Annotated in this window: 19 protein-coding genes; 13 read left to right on the top strand and 6 right to left on the bottom strand. The window is 43.2% G+C overall.

The window, feature by feature from the left end; all coding sequences use genetic code 11:
• The first annotated feature begins 213 nt into the window (after positions 1 to 213).
• Both ACSSTM_RS10415 and ACSSTM_RS10410 read left to right on the top strand, forming a co-directional pair.
• A complete protein-coding gene (locus tag ACSSTM_RS10415; RefSeq protein ID WP_034664317.1) occupies positions 214 to 2883 on the top strand; it encodes a S8 family peptidase in 2670 nt (889 codons plus the stop codon).
• 241 nt (positions 2884 to 3124) lie between these two features.
• Positions 3125 to 3676 (top strand): hypothetical protein, encoded by a 552-nt coding sequence (locus tag ACSSTM_RS10410; RefSeq protein WP_309416216.1) that lies wholly within the window; start codon positions 3125 to 3127, stop codon positions 3674 to 3676.
• 341 nt (positions 3677 to 4017) lie between these two features.
• Here the strand turns inward: ACSSTM_RS10410 and ACSSTM_RS10405 are convergent, their stop codons facing one another.
• The 3 genes from ACSSTM_RS10405 to mmuM form a co-directional block, all read right to left on the bottom strand.
• Positions 4018 to 4638 carry a hypothetical protein gene (locus tag ACSSTM_RS10405; protein ID WP_309416215.1) on the bottom strand — a complete coding sequence of 207 codons (621 nt, stop codon included), beginning with the start codon at positions 4636 to 4638 and terminating at the stop codon, positions 4018 to 4020.
• Between the two features lie 122 nt (positions 4639 to 4760).
• Entirely contained in the window at positions 4761 to 6161 is a 1401-nt protein-coding gene (mmuP, locus tag ACSSTM_RS10400) for an S-methylmethionine permease (protein ID WP_034664312.1), read from the bottom strand.
• Positions 6162 to 6207: 46 nt separating this feature from the next.
• Positions 6208 to 7146: a homocysteine S-methyltransferase gene (gene mmuM, locus ACSSTM_RS10395; protein ID WP_095285920.1), complete on the bottom strand. Its 939-nt coding sequence runs from the start codon at positions 7144 to 7146 to the stop codon at positions 6208 to 6210.
• Positions 7147 to 7481: 335 nt separating this feature from the next.
• Here mmuM and ACSSTM_RS10390 point away from each other — a divergent pair, with 335 nt between their 5' ends.
• The 4 genes from ACSSTM_RS10390 (at position 7482) to ACSSTM_RS10375 (ending at position 9465) form a co-directional block, all read left to right on the top strand.
• Entirely contained in the window at positions 7482 to 8312 is an 831-nt protein-coding gene (locus tag ACSSTM_RS10390) for a YitT family protein (protein ID WP_034664484.1), read from the top strand.
• A gap of 97 nt (positions 8313 to 8409) precedes the next feature.
• Positions 8410 to 8727 carry a PadR family transcriptional regulator gene (locus ACSSTM_RS10385; protein WP_034664309.1) on the top strand — a complete coding sequence of 106 codons (318 nt, stop codon included), beginning with the start codon at positions 8410 to 8412 and terminating at the stop codon, positions 8725 to 8727.
• A complete protein-coding gene (locus ACSSTM_RS10380; RefSeq protein WP_034664308.1) occupies positions 8720 to 9307 on the top strand; it encodes a DUF1700 domain-containing protein in 588 nt (195 codons plus the stop codon). Before ACSSTM_RS10385 ends, ACSSTM_RS10380 begins: the two co-directional genes overlap by 8 nt.
• Positions 9304 to 9465: a hypothetical protein gene (locus tag ACSSTM_RS10375; protein ID WP_164847186.1), complete on the top strand. Its 162-nt coding sequence runs from the start codon at positions 9304 to 9306 to the stop codon at positions 9463 to 9465. Before ACSSTM_RS10380 ends, ACSSTM_RS10375 begins: the two co-directional genes overlap by 4 nt.
• Before the next feature lie 31 nt (positions 9466 to 9496).
• Here ACSSTM_RS10375 and ACSSTM_RS10370 read toward each other — a convergent pair whose 3' ends face one another.
• Positions 9497 to 10714 carry a multidrug effflux MFS transporter gene (locus tag ACSSTM_RS10370; RefSeq protein ID WP_034664307.1) on the bottom strand — a complete coding sequence of 406 codons (1218 nt, stop codon included), beginning with the start codon at positions 10712 to 10714 and terminating at the stop codon, positions 9497 to 9499.
• A gap of 213 nt (positions 10715 to 10927) precedes the next feature.
• Between ACSSTM_RS10370 and ACSSTM_RS10365 the strand changes: the two genes are divergently transcribed.
• Positions 10928 to 11449, top strand: a complete 522-nt coding sequence (locus tag ACSSTM_RS10365) for a GNAT family N-acetyltransferase (protein ID WP_437404162.1) — start codon at positions 10928 to 10930, stop codon at positions 11447 to 11449.
• 281 nt (positions 11450 to 11730) lie between these two features.
• Positions 11731 to 12270, top strand: coding sequence for a DUF402 domain-containing protein (locus ACSSTM_RS10360; RefSeq protein WP_106037053.1), 540 nt, complete (start codon positions 11731 to 11733; stop codon positions 12268 to 12270).
• 40 nt (positions 12271 to 12310) lie between these two features.
• Here the strand turns inward: ACSSTM_RS10360 and ACSSTM_RS10355 are convergent, their stop codons facing one another.
• The gene (locus ACSSTM_RS10355) at positions 12311 to 13942 is read right to left on the bottom strand and encodes a S8 family peptidase (RefSeq protein ID WP_034664303.1); all 1632 of its coding nucleotides are present in this window, start codon (positions 13940 to 13942) and stop codon (positions 12311 to 12313) included.
• Positions 13943 to 14110: 168 nt separating this feature from the next.
• Between ACSSTM_RS10355 and ACSSTM_RS10350 the strand changes: the two genes are divergently transcribed.
• The 4 genes from ACSSTM_RS10350 (at position 14111) to ACSSTM_RS10335 (ending at position 18592) form a co-directional block, all read left to right on the top strand.
• The gene (locus ACSSTM_RS10350; RefSeq protein WP_034664479.1) at positions 14111 to 15592 is read left to right on the top strand and encodes an amidase; all 1482 of its coding nucleotides are present in this window, start codon (positions 14111 to 14113) and stop codon (positions 15590 to 15592) included.
• 37 nt (positions 15593 to 15629) lie between these two features.
• Positions 15630 to 16193, top strand: coding sequence for a TetR/AcrR family transcriptional regulator (locus ACSSTM_RS10345; protein ID WP_034664477.1), 564 nt, complete (start codon positions 15630 to 15632; stop codon positions 16191 to 16193).
• A gap of 80 nt (positions 16194 to 16273) precedes the next feature.
• The gene (locus tag ACSSTM_RS10340) at positions 16274 to 17296 is read left to right on the top strand and encodes a quercetin 2,3-dioxygenase (protein WP_034664300.1); all 1023 of its coding nucleotides are present in this window, start codon (positions 16274 to 16276) and stop codon (positions 17294 to 17296) included.
• Positions 17297 to 17458: 162 nt separating this feature from the next.
• On the top strand, positions 17459 to 18592 hold the full coding sequence (locus tag ACSSTM_RS10335; protein WP_034664297.1) for a zinc-dependent alcohol dehydrogenase: 1134 nt from the start codon (positions 17459 to 17461) through the stop codon (positions 18590 to 18592).
• 176 nt (positions 18593 to 18768) lie between these two features.
• Here ACSSTM_RS10335 and ACSSTM_RS10330 read toward each other — a convergent pair whose 3' ends face one another.
• Positions 18769 to 19206, bottom strand: a complete 438-nt coding sequence (locus ACSSTM_RS10330; protein WP_034664294.1) for a MarR family winged helix-turn-helix transcriptional regulator — start codon at positions 19204 to 19206, stop codon at positions 18769 to 18771.
• A 262-nt stretch (positions 19207 to 19468) separates the two neighbouring features.
• Here ACSSTM_RS10330 and ACSSTM_RS10325 point away from each other — a divergent pair, with 262 nt between their 5' ends.
• Positions 19469 to 20977: a class I adenylate-forming enzyme family protein gene (locus tag ACSSTM_RS10325; RefSeq protein WP_034664291.1), complete on the top strand. Its 1509-nt coding sequence runs from the start codon at positions 19469 to 19471 to the stop codon at positions 20975 to 20977.
• Positions 20978 to 21000: the final 23 nt, after the last annotated feature.

Here is a 21000-nt window from a genome sequence, read left to right as displayed (position 1 = left end):
GCTTACAAGTTGATTGTAATGTACTTTTCGGCATGGTTAAATAGAATCATTTTCCGTTTGAAATGGCAAAAAGTTTATGAAGCTATCTGTCATACTTTCTGGATATCTCAAATCCTAGATTAAAACGAGTTTAATTATGTAAAAAACAGATTCTACTAAATGCATTTCTGTGATATTCTTCCAAGGTATTACAAAAGATAAGGGGGTCTTTTCATGTTCAAAAAGCAGGTCAAATCCTGTGTGGTCGTACTCATGGCCATCATTCTCTGTATGGCGGCATTACCTGGATACGAGGCAGCAGCTGCCAGTAAAGGAACAACTGTCAATGAAGCCATTGGGTTAAAAAATGGTGAAGTGATTTCAGGTACATTACAGAATGAAAAAGAAGAGTCATGGTACCAAATCACGCCATCTGCACAAGAGGTGGCAAAACATACGCATATGAAAATTTCTGTAAAAAGTAAACAGGTGTTGTCCGTATCGGTCTATCCAAGCAAGGACAGAGCGATGAAGGATGACACTTATTCCAGATATCGTGTGGACACTGCAAGTGGAGAGACAGAGATCGACTTCCCGCATGCATGGTCAGGTCCTTATTTTGTCAAAGTGCTCTATTTAGGGTCGGAGGAAGACAGCCGTGATGAGGAAGAGGATGCGGCCTATACAATTGGGTATAAAGGAGCTAACCTTCCGCCTTCCGAACCCGTTTTCCCTGAAGACGATGAGCCTGACATCATTATTATTGAGAAAAAGTACGGGCGCGAAATTCTCCAATCGATGCGTACAATTGAAGATAAACGTTTTAATGAAACACCAAATGGTCAGAAGCTGAGTCGCCTGCTCCAAAAGACAAAGCCATTTCTCAAATCGAAGCTCATCAAACAAAAAAATGAGCAGCAAAAGGTATACAATCATCTGCTTACATTAAAGACACTGCTAAATGACGTAGAGAAAAATGGTGCATTTAGCGGTCATATCGTGACAGAGAAAGAACAACAGGCGATCCGTTCTCTTTTTGATATGCTCAAAGGAGCAAGTCCTGCCTATTTAAAGAAGGAATTAGAAGCAGTGAGTCAAAATATTGGAATCGATCAGCTTGAAGGAAAATCGATCGGTTATGTATTAGAGAAGCAAAAGCTTGTAAAAGAAGAGAAAGTGAAGACGAATAAAATCATTTTTAAACTAAAGGATGGCCAAACGCTTCAATCTGCGAAAAAGAAGATGAAAAGCTATGGAATCCAAGAAAACCGCGTGACATCGCAGTCAGTAAGTCCTTTGTTTAAAGGAATGTATGTCTATGATGTACCAGCAGGGCAAGAATCAGCTGGGAAGACACTAAAAGCAGGCAAAGCTGTGATCAAAAGCACTGCAAGAAAGCTGTCCAGTATGCCGAATGTTGAATTTGCGGAGCCTGTTCAAACTTATCGTGCACTTAGCAATGACGTGCAGTATGGTTACCAGTGGCCGCTGAAAAACAGTGCGCAAAACAGCGGGAAAAAAGGCGCTGATGTGAAGTTTGAACAAATGAATACACTGATTGGCACAAGCAAAATGAAGCAAACATTAATTGCTGTTGTGGATACAGGTGTAGACAGTCGTTTGACTGATTTAAGCGGGACTGTTCGTACGGACTTAGGTGCGAATCTCATTGGACGAAACAAAGATGCGATTGATGACAATGGACACGGTACGCATGTTGCCGGCATCATTGCCGCAAAAGCCGATAATCATTACTCCATGGCAGGCCTCAATCAACATACGGGCATCATTCCAGTGAAGGTGCTGGATGCCTATGGCTTTGGAGATACAGAGCATATTGCACTTGGAATCAAGCATGCAGTAGATAAAGGCGCAAAGGTCATCAACATGAGCCTTGGCGGCTACTACAGCCGGGTGATTGAATATGCAATGAACTACGCGGCTCAAAGAAATGTACTAGTGGTCGTCGCGAGTGGAAATGATGGCATTCCAGAAATGGGCTATCCTGCGACATCAAAGTACGCAATGGCCATTGGTGCAAGCAACCGTATGGATATTGCCGCTGAATTCTCAAGCTATGGTAAAGGACTGAGCATGTCTGCACCAGGATCTGATATTCCAAGCTTAATGCCAGATGGGAATGTCTCATATCTGAGCGGGACATCAATGGCGACACCATATGTGGCAGCAGCAGCAGGATTACTGCTTTCTAAAAATCCATCCTTGAAGCCAAATCAAGTAAGGAATATCTTGCAAAGCACAGCAGATAAGATCTCCTTTACATCTGTTGATGGAAAAGATGACGTTTTCTATGATGAAAACGATGAGCCAATTGTCGATCCGAAAATTCCAGGTATTGATTGGATGACAGGACATGGCAGACTGAATGCATTTGCTGCTTTAAGTGCTGTCGAACTGAATGCATCTGTGAGCAAAGTGGAGGATCAACATCAAAAGGTGACAGGTAAAGCAAAGGCAGGCGCTGCTATTTCTGTGTATAGAGGCAAAACCCTGCTTGGAAAAGGCACAGCAGGGAAAAATGGAACTTTTAGTGTGAAGATCAAGCATCAGAACAAAAACAAAGTCCTTCACATTAAGATTTCAAAAGGAAAGGCCGCTACAACGCTCAAAACAGTCGTCAAAAAAGGCAAAGCACCAGCTAAGCCGAAAGTGGGCAAAGTAACGGTCAAAAGTAAAACGGTCAAAGGGACTGCGGGTGCAGGATTGACCATTAAAGTGAAAAACAAATCAAAGAAAGTCATCAAAACGGTGAAAACGAATAACAAGGGCGCATTTACTGCCCAAATAAAACCGCAAAAAGCCAAAACAGTCTTGTATGTGACCGCTTCTGATGTGAGAAAAAGAGAAAGCAAAGCGGTGAAGGTTGTTGTTGTGAAAAAGTAAGAGAAGAACTTCCCTTTCTAAAAAAAGGGAAGTTTCAACGTGTAGACAAACCCTCGCATTCGCCCGCAGGGCTGTGCTCCGGTGCTCACGAATGTCAAATTCGCTCCGCTCCGGTGCTCGCCCTTCCTAGACTGCAAAGGTTTTCTATCACGCTGAAAAGAAGACAAAGGGCTAAAATAAAGATCATTTTAGCCCTTTGTCAACAATCTGGAACTTCCCTTTCTAAAAAAGGGAAGTTCTTTTGTTTGTTACTGGAAAAATACCAATTAATGTCGAAAGTAATATAGTAGGAAAAAAAGGAGGATTTATCGATGAAAAAATGATGTTTGCTTTCTTTCTATCATTGCTTCTCGTATTCCCAACCTTTGCACATGCAGAGGAAACAGGAGCAGTACCAGCATCTGTACAAGTAACTAGTGTCACAGCAGCAGATAGTGGAATGGTGAATTACGGCTCTGGCAGTAAATATCGAGTGGGCTCTTATTATCCAGCTACGTTTAAAGGAACACTAAAAGATGCAAGCGGAAACCTCATGCCCAATCAGCCGATCCAGCTTTATTTTGAAGCAGCAATCAAATCATATGCTCAAACAGCGACAGGCACAACAGGCGTAAATGGACAATTTTCACTAACGATTCAAGTTCCTTCAGGTGCAGGCTACCGTACATACAATAATGCAGGCTGGTCGACACATTACTACGATATTGTTCCGGCGACGTTCACTTCAAACGACATCAAGCTTTCTTCAAATGTCACAAGTGTGTACCATTTGGCATATACATTACGTAACTAATTTGCTGAGGGAGACGACTTGGCTGGAGCTTGTCGTTTTTTCATAGAAAAAAGGATGTCTCATTTGACATCCTTTTCTTTTTGTTAGCAAACCTGCTGGGCGGCAACCGAAAGAGTCGATAAACAAACACTCATCAGCCGTTACTCCCAGATTCGATCGAGCGTTTAACTTTTAATCCTGAGCTTTGATGGATAAGAACTTTCACACTTGAACGTTGATCCTTGAACATTCAGCTTTGAGCTTTTATCAAGGATCATCCAAAGATGATCAGATGAGGAGGGAATGACCTTTCCCTCGGAGGTGTTTAGTTCTATCGATTTTCGGCTCACTAACAAAATCAATTAATCGATCTGTATTTTCGTCAGTGTATTGCTTTCAGACAAGGAAAAATCAACTTCCATTTGAAAATCCTCAATTTCGTTCGAAAGCTTTTCAATCTTCACTCGAAGACGAAGCGGGTCGATGATCGTTGCCTCATTTTCAGCGAGGAACGACTTGACGATCTCTTGGTTGGCAGCCGCTTGTGTTTTTCCGTCTTTCCCAAACAAGGTTTCTAAATGCTGGTCGAGCCTCTTTTTCACATCTTCATTGGTTTGTTCTGCTTTGTCTACTAGTTCTGTGTACACCTTTTTCAATTTCCGTAAATAACGAATATCGTATTCAATGGACGTCTTCCGTTCAATCGCTTCTGCCACCGTCATGCTGACACCCGCTACATCAATTGTTGTGGTCGCATTCGACACAACAATGGCTGATTTGATGGCATTCCGGCGTTTGATTAATGCTTGAATCGATTGGTCATCAGCGTTCGCCTTTTTTTCGATTTCTTCTTGATTTTGAAACCCGTGCTGTATATGTTTCCCGATCATCAATCCACCAAGTACGGCTTCATCAACGGTTCGGTTGATTCTCTTATCTAACATTTTCAGTTCACTTAATGCTCTTGTAATGGTCATTTCCATATTAGCGACAACTCCCTTGGTTCATCCTGAAAATCATAGATTCCTATCATATACCAAAGTGTGCTTCTGTTGCTAGTGTTATCCTTTTTTGTCAGGTTGTTTTTATAGAAAAAAACCTGGCGTTATACACCAGGTTCTCGTTTTTTCTGAATCCAAGCTGTCACATAATAGGCAGCATAGCAGAGCGCGATGAAAGGAATGCCGCAGATGAGGGCAATCCGCTGATTTGGATCAAAGGCAATACCGATGACAGATGCAAAACACAGGAGGAAAGCAGCAATTGGAACCACTGGATAGAGCGGGGTTCGAAAGGAAAGATCATGGAGCTGTCCGCCCTCCTGTAAAAAACTTTTCCGAAACATAAACTGTGAGGCAGCAATCCCCATCCACACGATTACAACGGCCAGTCCAGAGATCGAAACAAGGACAAGGTATACCGTTTCGGGTGCGATGACACTTGATAACAAAGAAAGAATACCGCCGATCATACTTAAAACCAGTGCATTCAAAGGAATTCCTTTTGATGTCAGCTTCGCTAGTTTCTTAGGCAGTGTCCGTTCCTCAGAAAGAGACCAGAGCATACGGGATGACGCGTATAGTCCTGAGTTTGCGGCAGATAAGATCGCCGTCAAAATGACAAAATTCATGAAATCTGCGGCATACGGAATCCCGATTCGATCAAACACCACAACAAATGGACTTTTGATCACCCCGGCTTCTTCCACTGGGATCAAGCCGGCTAAGACCACGATCGTTCCAACGAAAAACAGGACAAGACGCAGTACGGTTGTGCGAATCGCTCTTGGAATGGTCTCGTCAGGATTGACGCTTTCACCCGCAGCAATTCCAATTAACTCCGTACCTGAAAAAGCGAAATTGACGGCAAGCATCGTCATTAAAATTGGTAAAAAGCCGTTAGGGAAAAGTCCTCCTTCTCCAGTGAAGTTAGAAAAGAATGGAGCGGCCTCACCGCCCTTTAATGGAATCAAGCCAAACATCGCAGCTCCGCCAAGGATAATAAAGAGAATAATAGCCATTACTTTAATGCTGGAAAACCAAAATTCCGATTCTGCAAAGAACTTAACTGTAAAAGCATTGAGTAAAAAGATGAGAAGAGCAAAAACGCCACTCCACATCCAAACCGATGTGTCTGGGAACCAGCGCTGCATTAAAAGGCCTGCCGCTGTAAATTCCGAACCGAGTGCCACTGTCCATGTCAGCCAGTAGAGCCAAGCGACTGTATAGCCTGTGCCGGGTCCAATGTATTTTGTTGCATACGTATGAAAGGCCCCTGTAACCGGCATTGCGACAGACAGCTCGCCTAAACAGAGCATCACGAGGTACACAATTAATGCCCCGACAAGATAGGCAAGAATCGTTCCTGCGGGTCCTGCCTGATTGATGGTATACCCAGAGCTTAAAAAGAGCCCTGTTCCAATAACGCCGCCTAGAGAAAGCATGAACAGGTGGCGGCTCGTCATTTTTCGTTGATATTGTTGTGACTGATCTTTTGCTTGTTCCATGTCTTCCCGCCCTTTTGCTTAGAAGTATGTGTGATGATTCGTGGTGCTATGATGTGGTTTGTTTTAAGATGTCCGTGATATCTTCTGGGGTCGTCCGGCAGCAGCCGCCGATGATATGCGCGCCGTCTTTGTACCATTGATGCGCACATTCACCAAATGTATGCTGAGATGTATCCCCGCTCCATACCTTTTCTTCAGGATCATATAATTCTCCTGAGTTTGGATACACGACAATCGGCTTGCTCGTCCCCTTTTTCATCTCTTGAATGAGAGAAGAGATAAATTGCGGCGGCGTACAGTTTACACCAACAGCAGCGATCTGTTCATAAGGTTCCAATGCTTGTACACATTCTCTGAGCAAATCACCTTCACTAATGTGAAGATCGTCCTTTGCGCTGAATGTGATCCAAGCAGATACACTCCTGAATTCATTTTGCAGCAGCTTTGCGATAGCCGTTGCTTCAATCAGACAAGGGATCGTTTCACATGCAAGAATGTCTGCACCAGCTTCTACTAATGCCTGAATTCTTGGTCTGTGAAAATCAATGAGTGCCTGCTCCGTGAGTCCGTAATTTCCCTTATATTCTGAACCATCAGACAAATAAGCACCGAATGGCCCCACAGATCCTGCGACAAATGGTTTTGTCCGCCCTTTACGATGCGCTTCATCCTGCCAAAAAAGATCGCGTGCCTCTTTTGCTAAAGTGACAGATCGTTTCATTAGTTCAATGGCTTCTTCTTTTGTATAGCCTTTTTCAGCGAAGCCATCAATCGTTGTTTGGTAGCTCGCTGTTGTGGCACAGTCAGCTCCGGCTTGGAAGTAATCCAAGTGTACTTGCTGAATCAATTCTGGCTGTTCAATGAGTATTTTGGCTGACCATAAACGATCGTTTAAATCGCAGCCCTTTCGTTCAAGCTCCGTTGCAAGTGCACCGTCTAAAACCAAAGGTGCGTGAGGCTGTAAACGGCTTTGAATAGGATTCATCGGAATCGAACACCCTCCTTTTTAGTTGGAAATGATGGATATGATATGAGGCAGTAGTTTAAATGACTAAAGTGTTTTTGTCAAGGAGAGGAAAAAGCATGATATCGCGGAAAAACCTTGAAAACATGCGGGTTTCGGTGCATAAAGATGCAGTCAAAATAATAGAAAACCAAGTCATTGACAGCCTCTAAAAAGAGATATATATTATGGAAAGGCTCATTTCAGAAAGCTTCATCAAAAGGCGCTGTCTTTTGATTTTTATTTTGTCCAACGACTGTCTTCTTTCGTGCAGAAAGAGGGTTTTTTATATGCTTAGAAAAGGAGGAAAGAAGAAATTGAAAAAATGTGTAAAAGATTTGGCTATGATTCTGATTGGTTCTTTTTTATTTGCTGCAGCAGTGAACATGTTTGTCATTCCACTTGAATTTGGTGAAGGCGGTGTAACGGGGCTGTCCATCATTTTCTATTATTTGTTTGAAATTGCACCATGGCTGACGAACCTGGTGTTTAATGCCATCCTGCTGCTTGTGGGGTATAAATATTTGGACAAGAAGACGACGATTTATACTGTGGTTGCCGTCGCAAGTAACTCCCTATTTTTACACCTGACCACAACATGGGTCGTGAATGTACATGAATTGATCATTGGAGCGATTTTCGCAGGAATTATCATCGGTATTGGAATTGGTCTTGTGCTAAGAGCAGGCGGTACAACGGCGGGTTCTGCCATACTCGGAAGAATTGCCAACAAGTATTTAGACTGGAACGTGAGCTATGCCATCTTGTTCTTTGATCTGATCGTCGTATTTGCTTCCTACTTTATTATTGGTGCGGAAAAATTAATGTTCACCATTGTGATGCTGTACGTGGCAACAAAGGTGATGGACTTTGTGATAGAAGGGCTTAACACGAAAAAGGCAGTAACGATTATTTCTTCATGCAAAGATGATATTGCTGAAGAAATCAATCACACTTTGGATCGAGGCGTGACGATTTTAAACGGACGCGGTCATTATTCAAAGGAATCGAAGGAGATTCTCTACGCAGTCATTCAAAAGCAAGAGCTCATGCGCCTAAAGAAAATCATCAAGAAAATTGATCGAGACGCATTCGTTGTTGTCCATGACGTGCGTGATGTGTTCGGAGAAGGATTTGTGAATATATAAACCTGAAAAGACCTTAACCGGGTCTTTTTTTATGCTCTATACCTCTTGTCACATTATACTATGTATTGTATAGTATAAATGGTTAGGAGTTGTAATTATGAATGCACAATTAAAAAAAGGTTTGCTGGAATTCTGTGTACTGGCGGTATTAAAGAAAGGCGATTCCTATGGTTATCAAATTATTAAAGATATGTCCCATTGTATTGAGATTTCAGAATCGACATTATATCCGATATTAAAGCGGTTAGAGCAAAACAACTATGTGGAGACCTATTCCCAGGAACATAACAGTCGATTAAGAAAGTACTACCGAATGACAAATAGCGGCCGTGAGCATATGGCGCAGTTTTTAGCGGAATGGGATCAAGTGATGGCGATTTACGACTTTATTTCTGGAGGACAGGGCAATGAATAAAAAAGAATTTTTAGCCAGCTTAGAGAAGCACCTGCATCGTCTAGGCGAAAAAGAAAGTGATCGGTTCATCGAATATTACGATGAAATGATCGAGGATTATCAGGAAGATGGCTATAGCGAACAGGAAGCTGTTCATCAAGTGGGTCAGCCTTCAATCATCGCTGAGGGGATTATGAAGGAACAAGGAATCAAAACTGCTCAGGTGCCGACGTTCGGAGAAAAAGCTACAAGGCTTTCCATTCTCATTTTGGGCTTTCCGTTATGGGGAAGTATTTTAGCAACGGTCATTCTGCTGATTCTTTCTGTCTATATGGTGGTTTGGTGCGTTCCGCTCGTCACAGGTGCATTGACGCTCACTGGTCTGCTCGGAGGTTTTTGGAGCATCATTGGTTCTCCATTTATTTTTCAGGACGGTTTGCATGTGGTGGTGACGCAGGTTGGAGTGGGTATTCTTCTATTAGGTGTCGGATTATTATGCGGAATTGCCACGGTGTATTTGACAAAGTTATTTGTGCAAATGACTGTTCAAACCACTAAGGCATTCATGGGAATGTTTAGAAAGAAGGTCGTGAGAATATGAACGTGAATGAATTCAAAAAGCAATGCTTTAAATGGGGCATGATCTTCACAGTTGTAGGAGGCATTGTAACGGCGATTGGGTTTGGGCTATCAGGTTTTGATCCAGACGCATATCACACAAAAAAAGAGAACAACGTGTTCCGCACCATCAATTGGTAGCAACGCGCTATAATGAACTAAAAAAACCCGCTTATGCGGGTCTTTTTGTTGCTCGGGCCACAAAGAAGAAATAACAGCAAAGTGCACCTAGGTCACAAAGCATAATGATCAGGCCCATTGGAAAGGCTGTTTGGCTTCCCGCTAGTCCGACAAGAGGTGTCATGCATGCGCCTAGCAGCATTTGTGCCACCCCGATGAGGGCAGCTGCACTTCCTGCATGCGCTCCGTGATGCTGCATCGCAAGAGACGGCGCGGACGTACCGACAATTCCGACGCTTGAGACAACAAAAAACAATGGAATGAGAATGCCATACAACCCTGCATCAATGGAGATCATCAAAAATAAGGAGACGCCGCCTAAGGCAGCTGTCAGCAATCCAATGCGAAGAACTTTCTCTTCGCCGATTTTTACAGCGACACGGGCAAATACTTGTCCAGCCGTGATGATGCCAAGACTATTCACCGCAAAGGCAGCACTAAATCCTTGTGGAGAAAGGTGGAAAAGATCCTGGAGCACAAACGGTGAGCCAGAAATATAGGCAAACATCGCTGCGAATACAAGACCCTGCGAGAGGGCATACCCAACAAAGAGACGATCACTCGCTAAAATTTTCATGGCACCAACAATCTGTTGAAAGCCCCCAGTCTGTCTGCGCTCCACAGGTAAACTTTCTTGTAGTGAAAAAATGGATCTCAGCAGCATCAAGGCCCCGAGAATTCCTAGTAGAACAAATACACCCTGCCATGTTGTAAAGCGTAAAATCTGTCCGCCCACAATAGGTGCCGCTGCCGGAGCAACCCCGTTGACCAACATCAGCAGTGCAAAGAATTTCGTCATTTCTGATCCTTCATAATGATCTCGCACAATGGCTCGTGCAATGACAATGCCAGCTGAACCAGCGAGCCCTTGAATCAATCTTAAGAGGATGAACATCCAAATCGATGTGACCACCGTACATAAAAGTGATGAGGCTATAAAAATGATTAAGCCGATCATCAGCGGTTTTCTTCTGCCGATCGTATCACTAATAGGACCTGCAATCAGCTGTCCAAGCGCCAGTCCAATAAGACAAGCCATAAGACTTAATTGGGACAAAGCCGTGCTTGCTTCAAAATCACGCGCAATATTAGGCAAAGCAGGTAAATACATATCCATTGCAAGCGGTGCAAGGGCTGTTAAAGACCCAAGCAATGCAGCAAGGAGAAATCGATTTTTTTTCGATTCTTGGGGATAAGATAAAGAACTCATATGATCACTACACTCCTCGTATACTTCCTCAAAACAGCATAATGAATCAAGCGTTCCTTTTCAATGGAAATTTTCAAAGATGATTCCGTGCAAAATGATTGATCTTTCGAATGAGACTCTTTACATTGAATGAGTAGAGAAAAGAACAAGGTCATCGACATGCAGTATTTGCATGATACGTATATCTAGCAATAAACAACAGGAGGTGCTGACATGAAGCAGCAAGAGCTGATCATTCGTCAAGCAGTCAAAGAAGATCATGAAGCGGTCAGGCATGTACTAATCAAATCCTATTCACAGTATGAGCCTCAATTTACAGAGGAAGGCTGGCAAAATTATTCTGCTGCGCTTGCAGCAGCTGTAGATAATCCGAACATGGAGCTGATGCTTGTGGCGGAGCTTGAAGGCAAGGTCGTGGGGACGCTTCAAATGTTCCGGTCATCAGAGCAAGCGTATGACAAACCCGAAATGGGCATTACATCAGCCATCGTCCGGTTTTTAGGAGTAGATCCCGATGTTAGGGGAAAAGGAATTGCAGAGTCATTATTACGTAAAAGTATTGAACTTACGCAATCATGGGGCGAAAATGTCCTGTATCTTCATACATCTGATAAAATGCAGGCTGCCATTCGTCTATATGAAAGAATGGGCTTTGAGCGTGCACTAGATAAAGAATTTGTGAATCAAAATGGGACGCATGTCAAGAGCTATCAATATGTTATCCAAAAAGAATAGCCGGCTGGTTCATCACTTCACTCGTAATAAAAGGAAGAGCAAGTCCTTCAGGGACAGCTTTCGTTCTCTCTTCGTTTTCACCAGCCGTCAATAAAAGGCATAGCTTCATAAAAAGAGGATGATTTGTCCAAGCTCTGTAAGGTTTTCAAGAATCGTGATTCCGTTCATTTATTTCATCTCATCATAAGTCTTCCATAAGTAAATGCAGCAACCCTTTATTTCTTCAAAAAAAATCGGTGTATACTGGAAAGAGAGAAACTAGATGCAGAGGGAGTTGTGACATGTTGTTTTCGCTACATGCGGATCGTTGGGATGAAGTAATCGAGAGGAAAATCAAATACGATCAGAAGGTCGTGGAATATACTTGTCAGCTGTTAGACGCACAGGAGCAGCAGGCTGTGCTGTTTCACAAGATCGAAGACACGTTTACGATGAGGGCAGGTGATGGTGCTCTGACCATTCCAAAAGGGAGCTATACGACCGCCTATTATTGGAAGGATCGACCTTACAATATTTACTTCTGGAGAGATGATCAAGGGAAGGAACTTGGGTCTTATTTTAATATTGTGGGGAATACATGGTTCAACGGCCAGCTGGTCATATTTGAAGACCTCATTATTGATCTTCTCGTTCTGCCGAATGGTCATTTCTTTGTGTTGGATGAAGATGAATTGCCGGAGAGTTTAGCGGCTTTTGAACAAGGTTCAGTGCGCCAGGCATTAGAGGGTGTGATGGCTTCGTTAGAAAGCATACTCGATCAAGTGAGGGCAGATGCCGAAGGAAAATATCATCACAGCTTGTTTGAGCCGATGTTGAAATAGAAAAAACGATTCCTTTCAGGCGAGGAATCGTTTTTTTCTGTCAAACCTTGATACGGTTTAATCGTTTCTGTAAGTTGGTTTTCGTTTTGGAAGCTTTTAGCTGTTTGACAGCGGTTTGAGCCGCTGCTTTTGTTTTCTTTGTCCGTTTGGCTTCCGCTTTTTTCACCTTTTGTTTGGCGTCTGTCACTTTCTTTTGATAGGCGACCTGTTTTTTGACTTTGTCGAGCCGGTTTTGCAGGCTTGTTTTTTCTTTGCCTTTGTTTAGCTTTTTGATAGCCGTTTGGGCGCTTTTAATGGCGCCTTGTGTTTTGTTTTTTTCGGCTGTTTGAACCTTTGAACGTGCGGAACGGATATCAATGGTTCCTTGTACCTTTTTCACCCGTTCGGTGAGTGCTGTTTTTTGTTTACTTGCAGTGAGTCGGCCAATTCTCGTTTTGGCTTGATTGACATCTGCCTGCTTTTTAGATGTTTCGGCTTTTTTGACAGCGCTGGTCGCAGCCTTTAAAAAGGTGGATTGCGGTACATATTGCACGCGGCCATAGCCGAATTGTGGATCCTTTCCTTTTGCGCCAAGATCCACTGTATAGCTGCGCAATAAGGTGCGAAGCTGTGCATTTGTTTTCTTCGGATGAAGCTGCTTCAACAGCGCCAGCATCCCTGTGACATGCGGTGCAGCTTGTGATGTACCCGTTGCATACCAATATTCATTTTTTAAATAAGTGCTGATGACGTTCTCGCCAGGGGCAGAAAATTCGATGCCTTTCCCTGTATTTGAGATAGACGCGAGTTTGTCTTTGTCAGTGGTTGCGGAAACAGCAATGACGCTATTGTAAGCGGCAGGGTAGCTGATATGATTCTTCTTCCCATCATTTCCGCTTGCAGCGACCACAAGCAGTCCTTTTTTGTATGCTTCATCCACTGCTGAACGCAAGATGGGGATATTGTCTTCAAAACCTAGACTTAAATTCATAATATCCATCTTATTGCTAATGGCCCAATCGATGCCTCGAAGCAGACTGTACAGGTCGCCTTCTCCCTTTTTATCTAACACTTTCACAGCATACAGCTTCGCGCCAGAAGCGACGCCGACTGTGCCGTAATCGTTATTGATCGCACCAATCGTGCCCGCAACATGTGTGCCGTGTCCTTCATCATCTTTATAGGAAGATGTGTAGTTCACAAATGATTTACCGCCCGATACCTTTAAATCCTCATGTGGAAAAATACCAGTATCTAAAACGGCTACTTTCACATTTTTACCTGTGACGCCTTCTTTGATCGCTTTCTTTACATTCAGCTTTTGCAGGTTGTAAGATTTTTGAACCAATGCATCCTGATTCGTAGCGGCAGCAGTTTTTTTCATGGTAGAAGAAGCGAGTTTGACCTTTACGTTTTTTGACACATATGCAATGTTTGGGTCTTTTTTGAGTGAAGTGACGGCTTGTTCATCTGCTGTCACAGCGACAGCGGGAAGATGTATGTACTGTGCGTTCACTTTTTCACTTTCTTCAATAGCCGTTTGCTTTCCTTTTTGGTTTTTATAGACGATGATGACATCTGTTTCTTTTGGCGGTGCAGCTGCCTGCGAATGGTAAGGCAAGGCAGTTGTCAACGCAAGAAGAAACGCGATGACTACGACGATTTTCTTTTTCAAGGCGATAGCCCCTTGCATACGATGACCTCCGTCTTTTTTTCTCTATTATATCGGAGAAATGAGAAGGATGGTTAGAAGAATCATATTGTTTGTCAGAAAGTTTTTTTACAAGTAACCTGAAATTGAAATTCATACAAATCTAGTAGACAATAGAGAGATCATAATAAGAGAAAGTAGGACATGCTGATGAACGTAAAAGAGTATATGACGTATGATGCGACTGGCTTGGCAGCACTTGTACGGAATAAGCAGGTAACGCCAGACGAGCTTGTACAGGCTGCATTTGCTAGATTGAATGAGGTCAATCCTGAACTAAATGCGGTGATTCAGACAAGACAAGATCAAGTATTAAAAGAAATCAAGACATTACATACGAATCAGCCGTTTGCGGGCGTTCCATTTGTACTGAAAAATATATCGCAAGGGATGGAAAATGAACCGCTGACAGCAGGTGCTGCATTGTTAAAGGATGTAAAGGCAAAAACGGACTCCCACTTTGTCCATCGATTGAAGCAGGCTGGATTTCTCATGATGGGGCATACAAACACACCAGAATTCGGTTTAAGGAATGTAACAGAACCTTCTTTACATGGTCCAACGAGGAACCCTTGGCATCCTGACTATTCCCCTGGCGGTTCAAGCGGCGGGACGGCAGCAGCTGTTGCAAGCGGCATCGTACCGGCTGGTGGAGCAAGTGATGGCGGTGGGTCCATTCGGATTCCAGCATCCTTTACAGGTTTGTTCGGTCTCAAGCCAACGAGAGGAAGAACGCCAGTAGGACCAGGCGCAGGAAGGCAGTGGCAGGGGGCTTCCATTGATTTTACACTCACAAAAACAGTGCGGGACAGTGCAGCCCTTCTTGATCTGCTTCAAGTCATTCAGCCTGAAGCGGCTTTCCAAACGCCGTTATACGACGGCAGCTATCAAGAAGATCTAGTGAAACGTACATCTTCTATGCGAATTGCTTACAGTATAGAATCTCCAGTAGGTACGAAGGTTAGTGAGGAAGCGAAGCAGGCGGTTCAGCAAACAGTGAAATGGCTGAGTGACCAAGGGCACCAAGTAGAAGAAGCGAAGCCGGCAATTGACGGGATCCATCTGATGCAGCAATACTACGTCATGAACAGCGGAGAAATGTCTGCATTATTCACGTCCTTGGCTCGTTCATTAGGACGTCCAGTCAATCCGGAGGAAACGGACATCGTCGCATGGGTGCTGGCGGAGGCTGGCAAGAATGTGACCGCTGCTGCTTATACAGAAAGTCTTGATGCGTGGGATATGGCGGCTGCACAAATGGCATCATTTCATCAAACGTACGATCTTTTTGTGACACCAGCTACTGCCTATTCAGCTCCAAGGATTGGTGAGCTGATGCATTCGAAAGAGGAAATCACTGAACTTTTACGTGTGTCATCCCTCTCAATGCAAGCGCAGCAGGATCTCATTTATGACATGTTCTTAAAGAGTCTGACCTACACACCATTTACACAGCTTGCCAACTTAACGGGTCAGCCTTCTATGAGTGTTCCTGTTCATCTCACTGAAGCGGGCATGCCTTTAGGGGTACAGGTGACAGCACCAAAGGGAAAAGAGGACTGGCTGCTTCGGCTTGCAGCAGAAATGGAGACATCCTCGATTTGGAAAGGAACAAATCAAATCATACGTTGAAACGACATTTGTCTATGGAGGGAAAGGAGTGTCACACGTGAGTACGAAGGACAGAATCATTCAAACGGCTGCACTTCTTTTACGAAAACAGGGGTATCATGCGACAGGATTGAATCAAATCATTAGAGAGAGCGGCACGCCTAAAGGATCTCTTTATTATTACTTTCCAAACGGAAAAGAAGAGCTAGCCATAGCAGCCGTTGAATATATTAGTCAAAAGGTCATCGATCGAATTGAAGAAAGTTTTGCCTATTCGGATGACCCTTATATCGCCATCGACCGTTTTATGACAAACATCATTCGGGGATTTATGGAGCAAGAAAGTGAAAGAGGGATTCCGATTGTCTTGCTGGCGGCAGAATCCAAGCCAGAACATACGCAGCTTCATGCTGCATGCAAACAAGAAATGATCCGCTGGCAAGAGCTTGTGAAAGAAAAGCTAATGAACAGCGGATATGAAGAAAACAAAGCGGATGAGCTGGCTTCTCTCCTTCATTCAATGGTGATTGGGGGTCTATCGATGACCACAGCACTCAAACAAACGACCCCGTTAGAACACGTAAAGTGTTACCTTAGACACTTATTTATGCGAGAAGAGTAAAATCTCTCGCATATTGTCTATCTATTATATCAATTGGTCTATATAATAAAGATAGTCAATTAGTCATGAGGAGTGATGGGATGTCGGAGCAACCGCAATCAATCAAGCAATCCGAAGATACCTATTTTTATACCGTGTCTGGTTCAGGGAAGCTGTATGGGCTTGAAAATCAGCTTGTTCATGTGCTGGCAGAAGCAAATCAAACGAATCAGCTGTTTGAGCTTGTCTTAATCACAGGTGGGAAAGGGGCTTATTTTCCACTTCATTGTCATGAGCACTTATTTGAAACCATTTTCGTGCTGGAAGGAAAGCTTGAAGTGATACTGGACGGTAAAAAATATATGGTCACAGCCTTCGATTATATTCATATCCCGCCTAAAACGATTCATGGCTACAGAATGCATAGTCACAAAACAAGGTTTATTTCATATACGTTGGGCGGACAAATGACAGATGTCTATCAGCAAATTGGGAAGAGGCTTCAGCAGAACGAATGGCTGATGACTGATCATGCTTTCGATGCAGCCAGCTTTGAACAAGCTGAAAAAGAAAGCGATCTCATATTGATGCATGGTATCCGGCAGCTATCAAATACAACCAAGCCCTCCGTTTTATTTCATAGTCAGCTCCCTCAGGCGGTGCAGCCCTATGTATTAGAGGCTGGTGAAGGGAAGCAATATATCGTGGATGGTCAGCTTCATGAGCTGATCGCAACAACAGAAACAACTGGAGGCGGGTTCAGCCATTTTGTGATTGAAGGCGCGAAGGGAAAGTATTTTCCTCCGCATTATCATCAAGTACATACAGAAGCACTCTATTGCGTTGAAGGAAAAATGAACCTTCAATTGAACGGAGAGGATATTTGCCTGATGCCGGGTGATTTTGCCTATATACCGCCGGATACGATTCATTCTTATGAATTCGTTTCCCATTCTAATAAATTTTTGCTTTTACTGCTCCCTGGAAAGATTGAGCAGTTGTATGAGCAGTTTGAAGAATCACAAAGCCCGAGTATATGTCCTTATTTTATTCAAGAAGGGAACTTGATGATCGATCGAGAGACTTCATCTCAATATGATTTGGTTTTTGTCGAAAAAGGATAAATATGTAACGCGTTACACATGATTGAATAAGCGCCTGTCGAACCTATCGACGGGCCTTTCTTATTTTTTGGCTCCTCCTTATAAATCTCTCATTTGATGAATGAACCATTCATTCAAGGTGAAGCTATGTACAGATGATTTTCGCTAAAGGAGGAAATGCATGTGAGAGCTGTTACTTACCAAGGGAAAAATAGCATTGCAGTGAAGAAAGTAGATGCGCCATCTATTCAAGATCGGGAAGATGTGATCATACGAATTACATCAACAGCAATTTGTGGATCTGATTTACATTTGTATCAGGGGAACTTCCCGCTTCCAATCGGCTATGTGATTGGGCATGAGCCAATGGGGATTGTGGAGGAAGTTGGACCGGATGTCACGGTAGTAAAAAAGGGAGATCGTGTCGTTATTCCATTTACCGTTGCATGTGGTCAATGCCAATATTGTCATCATCACTTAGAAAGCCAATGCGACAACTCAAACCCGCACTACGATTCGGGTGGGCTTTTTGGATATAGTGAGAAATATGGGAATTATCCTGGAGGACAGGCAGAGTATTTACGCGTGCCTTTTGGAAATTACACCCCGTTTAAGATCCCAGATGATTGTGAGCTGGAGGATGAACAATTACTGTTCTTATCGGATGTTCTTCCAACTGCCTATTGGAGCGTGGAGCACGCAGGTGTGAAAAAAGGTGATACGGTCATTGTGTTAGGCTGTGGACCTGTTGGGTTAATGGCGCAGCAATTTGCATGGCAAAAAGGGGCAGAACGTGTGATTGCGGTCGATTACATTGATTACCGTCTGCGACATGCAAAACGGATGAGCGGCGTAGAAGTATTTGATTTTACAGAAGATCCCGACATGGGAGAAACGTTAAAGGAGCTCACCAAGGGTGGAGCCGATGTTGTGATCGATTGTGTGGGAATGGACGGGAAGAAGTCACCGCTTGAAAAAATTGAGCAGAAACTCAAGCTGCAAGGTGGAACGATCGGACCGATTCAAATTGCTACAAAAGCCGTCCGTAAATGTGGAACGGTGCAGATGACGGGTGTGTACGGCGGACTATACAATATGTTCCCATTAGGTGCCTTTTTCGCAAGAAACGTCACACTGAAAATGGGACAGGCTCCGGCGAGAGGCTACATGTCAAAACTCTATCAAAAAGTGACAGCCGGTGAAATTGATCCTAGAGCGATCATCACACACCAATTGCCGTTAGATGATGCCGCTCATGCGTATCACATATTTAATGAAAAGAAGGATGATTGTATAAAGGTCATCTTAAAGCCATAAAAAGAAGGCTTAGGAATATTCCTAAGTCTCAGCAAGTAGACAAACCCTCGCATTCGGTGTCAGGTCTGCATTCCGGTGCTCACGAATGTAAATTCGCTCCGCTCCGGTACTCGTCCTTCCTAGACAGCAAAGGTTTTCTATCACGCTGAAAAGAAGACAAAGGCTTAGGAGGTTTCCTAAGCCTTTAATGTGTGCTCGTCCATCATTTTTTCGATTAATTCAAAAAATGTTTTTTTATCTTCTTCTGAAAGATGGTTGAACAGCTGATTGACAAGCAGCTGGCGGTTGTCGATCATTTGTTTTGCGATTTGTTCACCTGATTCAGAGAGTGTAATCCATACAGTACGGCGGTCATTATTATTTCGAGAGCGGATAATCAGCCCTTCATCTTCTAAGTGATTGAGAGCGGTTGTTGTTGCAGAGGGAGATAATGAAACTTCCTGCAGAATATTTTTCACAGTACATGTTTGATGGCGATAAATGATGCGTAAAATAAACCCTTTCACATTCGTGACGTTTTTCGGGATGTTCTCTTCATCTATTTGCTTCGTCGCCTTTAAATACTTTGTCAGCGCATGGTCTAATAAACTTGCCTCTAGCTCGAAATGTTGCATTCTCCATACCTCTTTTCCTATTGCGTTCGCATTTTCCGATCAATTACTAGGTCTATCTTATCATAATAGTTATCATCATTTAAACCAAAATGGAAGACGGCTATAAAATTACCTATATTATCAATTAATATAAAGAACAATTCCAAAATGAAATGATTTTACTTTCAGCTGGTTTTATTTTAGAATGTGAATGAGATAAAATCTGCCAACCCCATTCACTGGAAATTGGCTATTGTAAATCAAACGTTTGGAGATGAAGATATTGAATACTTTACAGGCATTACTTAACGACAGAATGGAACGCTCTTCACAAATTGAAGCGGTAACTGGCGGGGGTGTGTCTTATACATTTGAAGAATATGCAAAACGCATTGACCAGCTCGCTCATTACTTATATCAAAAGGGGATTCGAAAAGGAGACCGCGTTTGCTTTATTTGTCAAAACCATCATCACTTTTCAACGATTATGCTGGCAGCCATCAAAGCAGGTGCAGTCGCAGTTCCGCTTAGCTGGCAGCTTACTTCTTTTGAGCTGGAAGGTATTTTGAAAAAAGCAGAGCCAAAGGCTTTATTTTTTGACCGTGAATTCCGTGACATCATTGCGGCAGTGAATGTGTCTTTAGAAGATTGTCTGATGGTGGAATCCGGTGCCAATGCGAAAACAACCCAGCTGTTTGAAGACATTTTGGCTTCAAATGATGGAAGTCATCTTGCTGATGAGGTATCAGAAGAGGATTTAGCGATGATTTTATTCACTTCTGGAACAACGGGCAATCCAAAGGGCTGTATGGTCGGGCATGGACGAATTTATCAATTTTTAACAAGACATGGGAATCGAGGATTTGATCTGAAAGGAAAACGGTACTTGGCGAGTCATCCGCTGTATCATATGAGTTCAATTAATCATCTGATCGCAGCTGCGATTGAAGGGTATACGCTTGTCTTCTTACATGATGCAACACCGAAACGCATTTTAGAAACGATTGAGAAAGAAAGAATTACGTTCATGATGGCTTTCCCATCAGCTTACACGTACATGCTAGAAGAAATGAAACGCGGTTCGTACGATCTCTCATCTTTTGAAATTGCGATTTCTGGCGGTACGAAGGTGCCGGTACGCTTAATTAAAGATTACAAAGAAGCAGGCATTCAGATGATGCATGGCTATGGAAGTACGGAAGCATGGATTGTCAGTGCGTGGCATCCAGCGATGGGTGAGGATAAAATGGGCTCTGCCGGTAAAGTGGATGCGGATGTAGATGTGAAAATCGTGCATCCTGAGACAGAGGAGACATTGCCAGCAGGAGAAATTGGCGAAGTCGTCATGAGAAGTCCATTTTATTTCCTAGGCTACTATCATCAGCCTGACGCTACTGAGAAGGTGCTGAAAAATGGCTGGTTCCATATGGGGGATGCAGGCTATCTAGATGAAGACGGTTTTCTTTTCATTACTGGCAGATACAAAGATGTGATTCTGTACGGCGGGGATAATATCTATCCTGACCAAGTAGAAGAGGTCATTGATCAAATTCCAGGTGTGATTGAATCAGCTGTCATCGGGGTACCAGACGAATTATATGGTGAAGTGCCAAGTGCGTATATCGTAAAAGACGATTCCGTCGATTTTTGCGAAGAAGATGTGGTGAACTATTGCCAGGAACGTTTGGCAGATTACAAAGTGCCCTCCATTCATTTCACACAGGAGCTGCCAAAAAACAAGCTTGGTAAAATCATGAAGAAAGATTTACGTGAATTGGTTGTGAATGCGTAGTACCTATTCTGCTATAATGAAAT

Origin of the sequence: Bacillus sp. RK1064, from assembly GCF_051488405.1 — a bacterium.
Lineage (GTDB): Bacteria > Bacillota > Bacilli > Bacillales > Bacillaceae > Bacillus.
The sequence above is the reverse complement of the archived record's forward strand: the minus strand, read 5'-3'. Positions and strand labels throughout refer to the sequence as shown.

Coding starts and splice junctions, on each gene's coding strand:
- ACSSTM_RS10415 (WP_034664317.1), top strand. CDS start 214: ATGTTCAAAAAGCAGGTCAAATCCTGTGTGGTCGTACTCATGGCCATC.
- ACSSTM_RS10405 (WP_309416215.1), bottom strand. CDS start 4,638: ATGGAAATGACCATTACAAGAGCATTAAGTGAACTGAAAATGTTAGAT.
- mmuP (WP_034664312.1), bottom strand. CDS start 6,161: ATGGAACAAGCAAAAGATCAGTCACAACAATATCAACGAAAAATGACG.
- mmuM (WP_095285920.1), bottom strand. CDS start 7,146: ATGAATCCTATTCAAAGCCGTTTACAGCCTCACGCACCTTTGGTTTTA.
- ACSSTM_RS10385 (WP_034664309.1), top strand. CDS start 8,410: ATGAATGCACAATTAAAAAAAGGTTTGCTGGAATTCTGTGTACTGGCG.
- ACSSTM_RS10380 (WP_034664308.1), top strand. CDS start 8,720: ATGAATAAAAAAGAATTTTTAGCCAGCTTAGAGAAGCACCTGCATCGT.
- ACSSTM_RS10375 (WP_164847186.1), top strand. CDS start 9,304: ATGAACGTGAATGAATTCAAAAAGCAATGCTTTAAATGGGGCATGATC.
- ACSSTM_RS10370 (WP_034664307.1), bottom strand. CDS start 10,714: ATGAGTTCTTTATCTTATCCCCAAGAATCGAAAAAAAATCGATTTCTC.
- ACSSTM_RS10365 (WP_437404162.1), top strand. CDS start 10,928: ATGAAGCAGCAAGAGCTGATCATTCGTCAAGCAGTCAAAGAAGATCAT.
- ACSSTM_RS10360 (WP_106037053.1), top strand. CDS start 11,731: ATGTTGTTTTCGCTACATGCGGATCGTTGGGATGAAGTAATCGAGAGG.
- ACSSTM_RS10355 (WP_034664303.1), bottom strand. CDS start 13,942: ATGCAAGGGGCTATCGCCTTGAAAAAGAAAATCGTCGTAGTCATCGCG.
- ACSSTM_RS10350 (WP_034664479.1), top strand. CDS start 14,111: ATGAACGTAAAAGAGTATATGACGTATGATGCGACTGGCTTGGCAGCA.
- ACSSTM_RS10340 (WP_034664300.1), top strand. CDS start 16,274: ATGTCGGAGCAACCGCAATCAATCAAGCAATCCGAAGATACCTATTTT.
- ACSSTM_RS10330 (WP_034664294.1), bottom strand. CDS start 19,206: ATGCAACATTTCGAGCTAGAGGCAAGTTTATTAGACCATGCGCTGACA.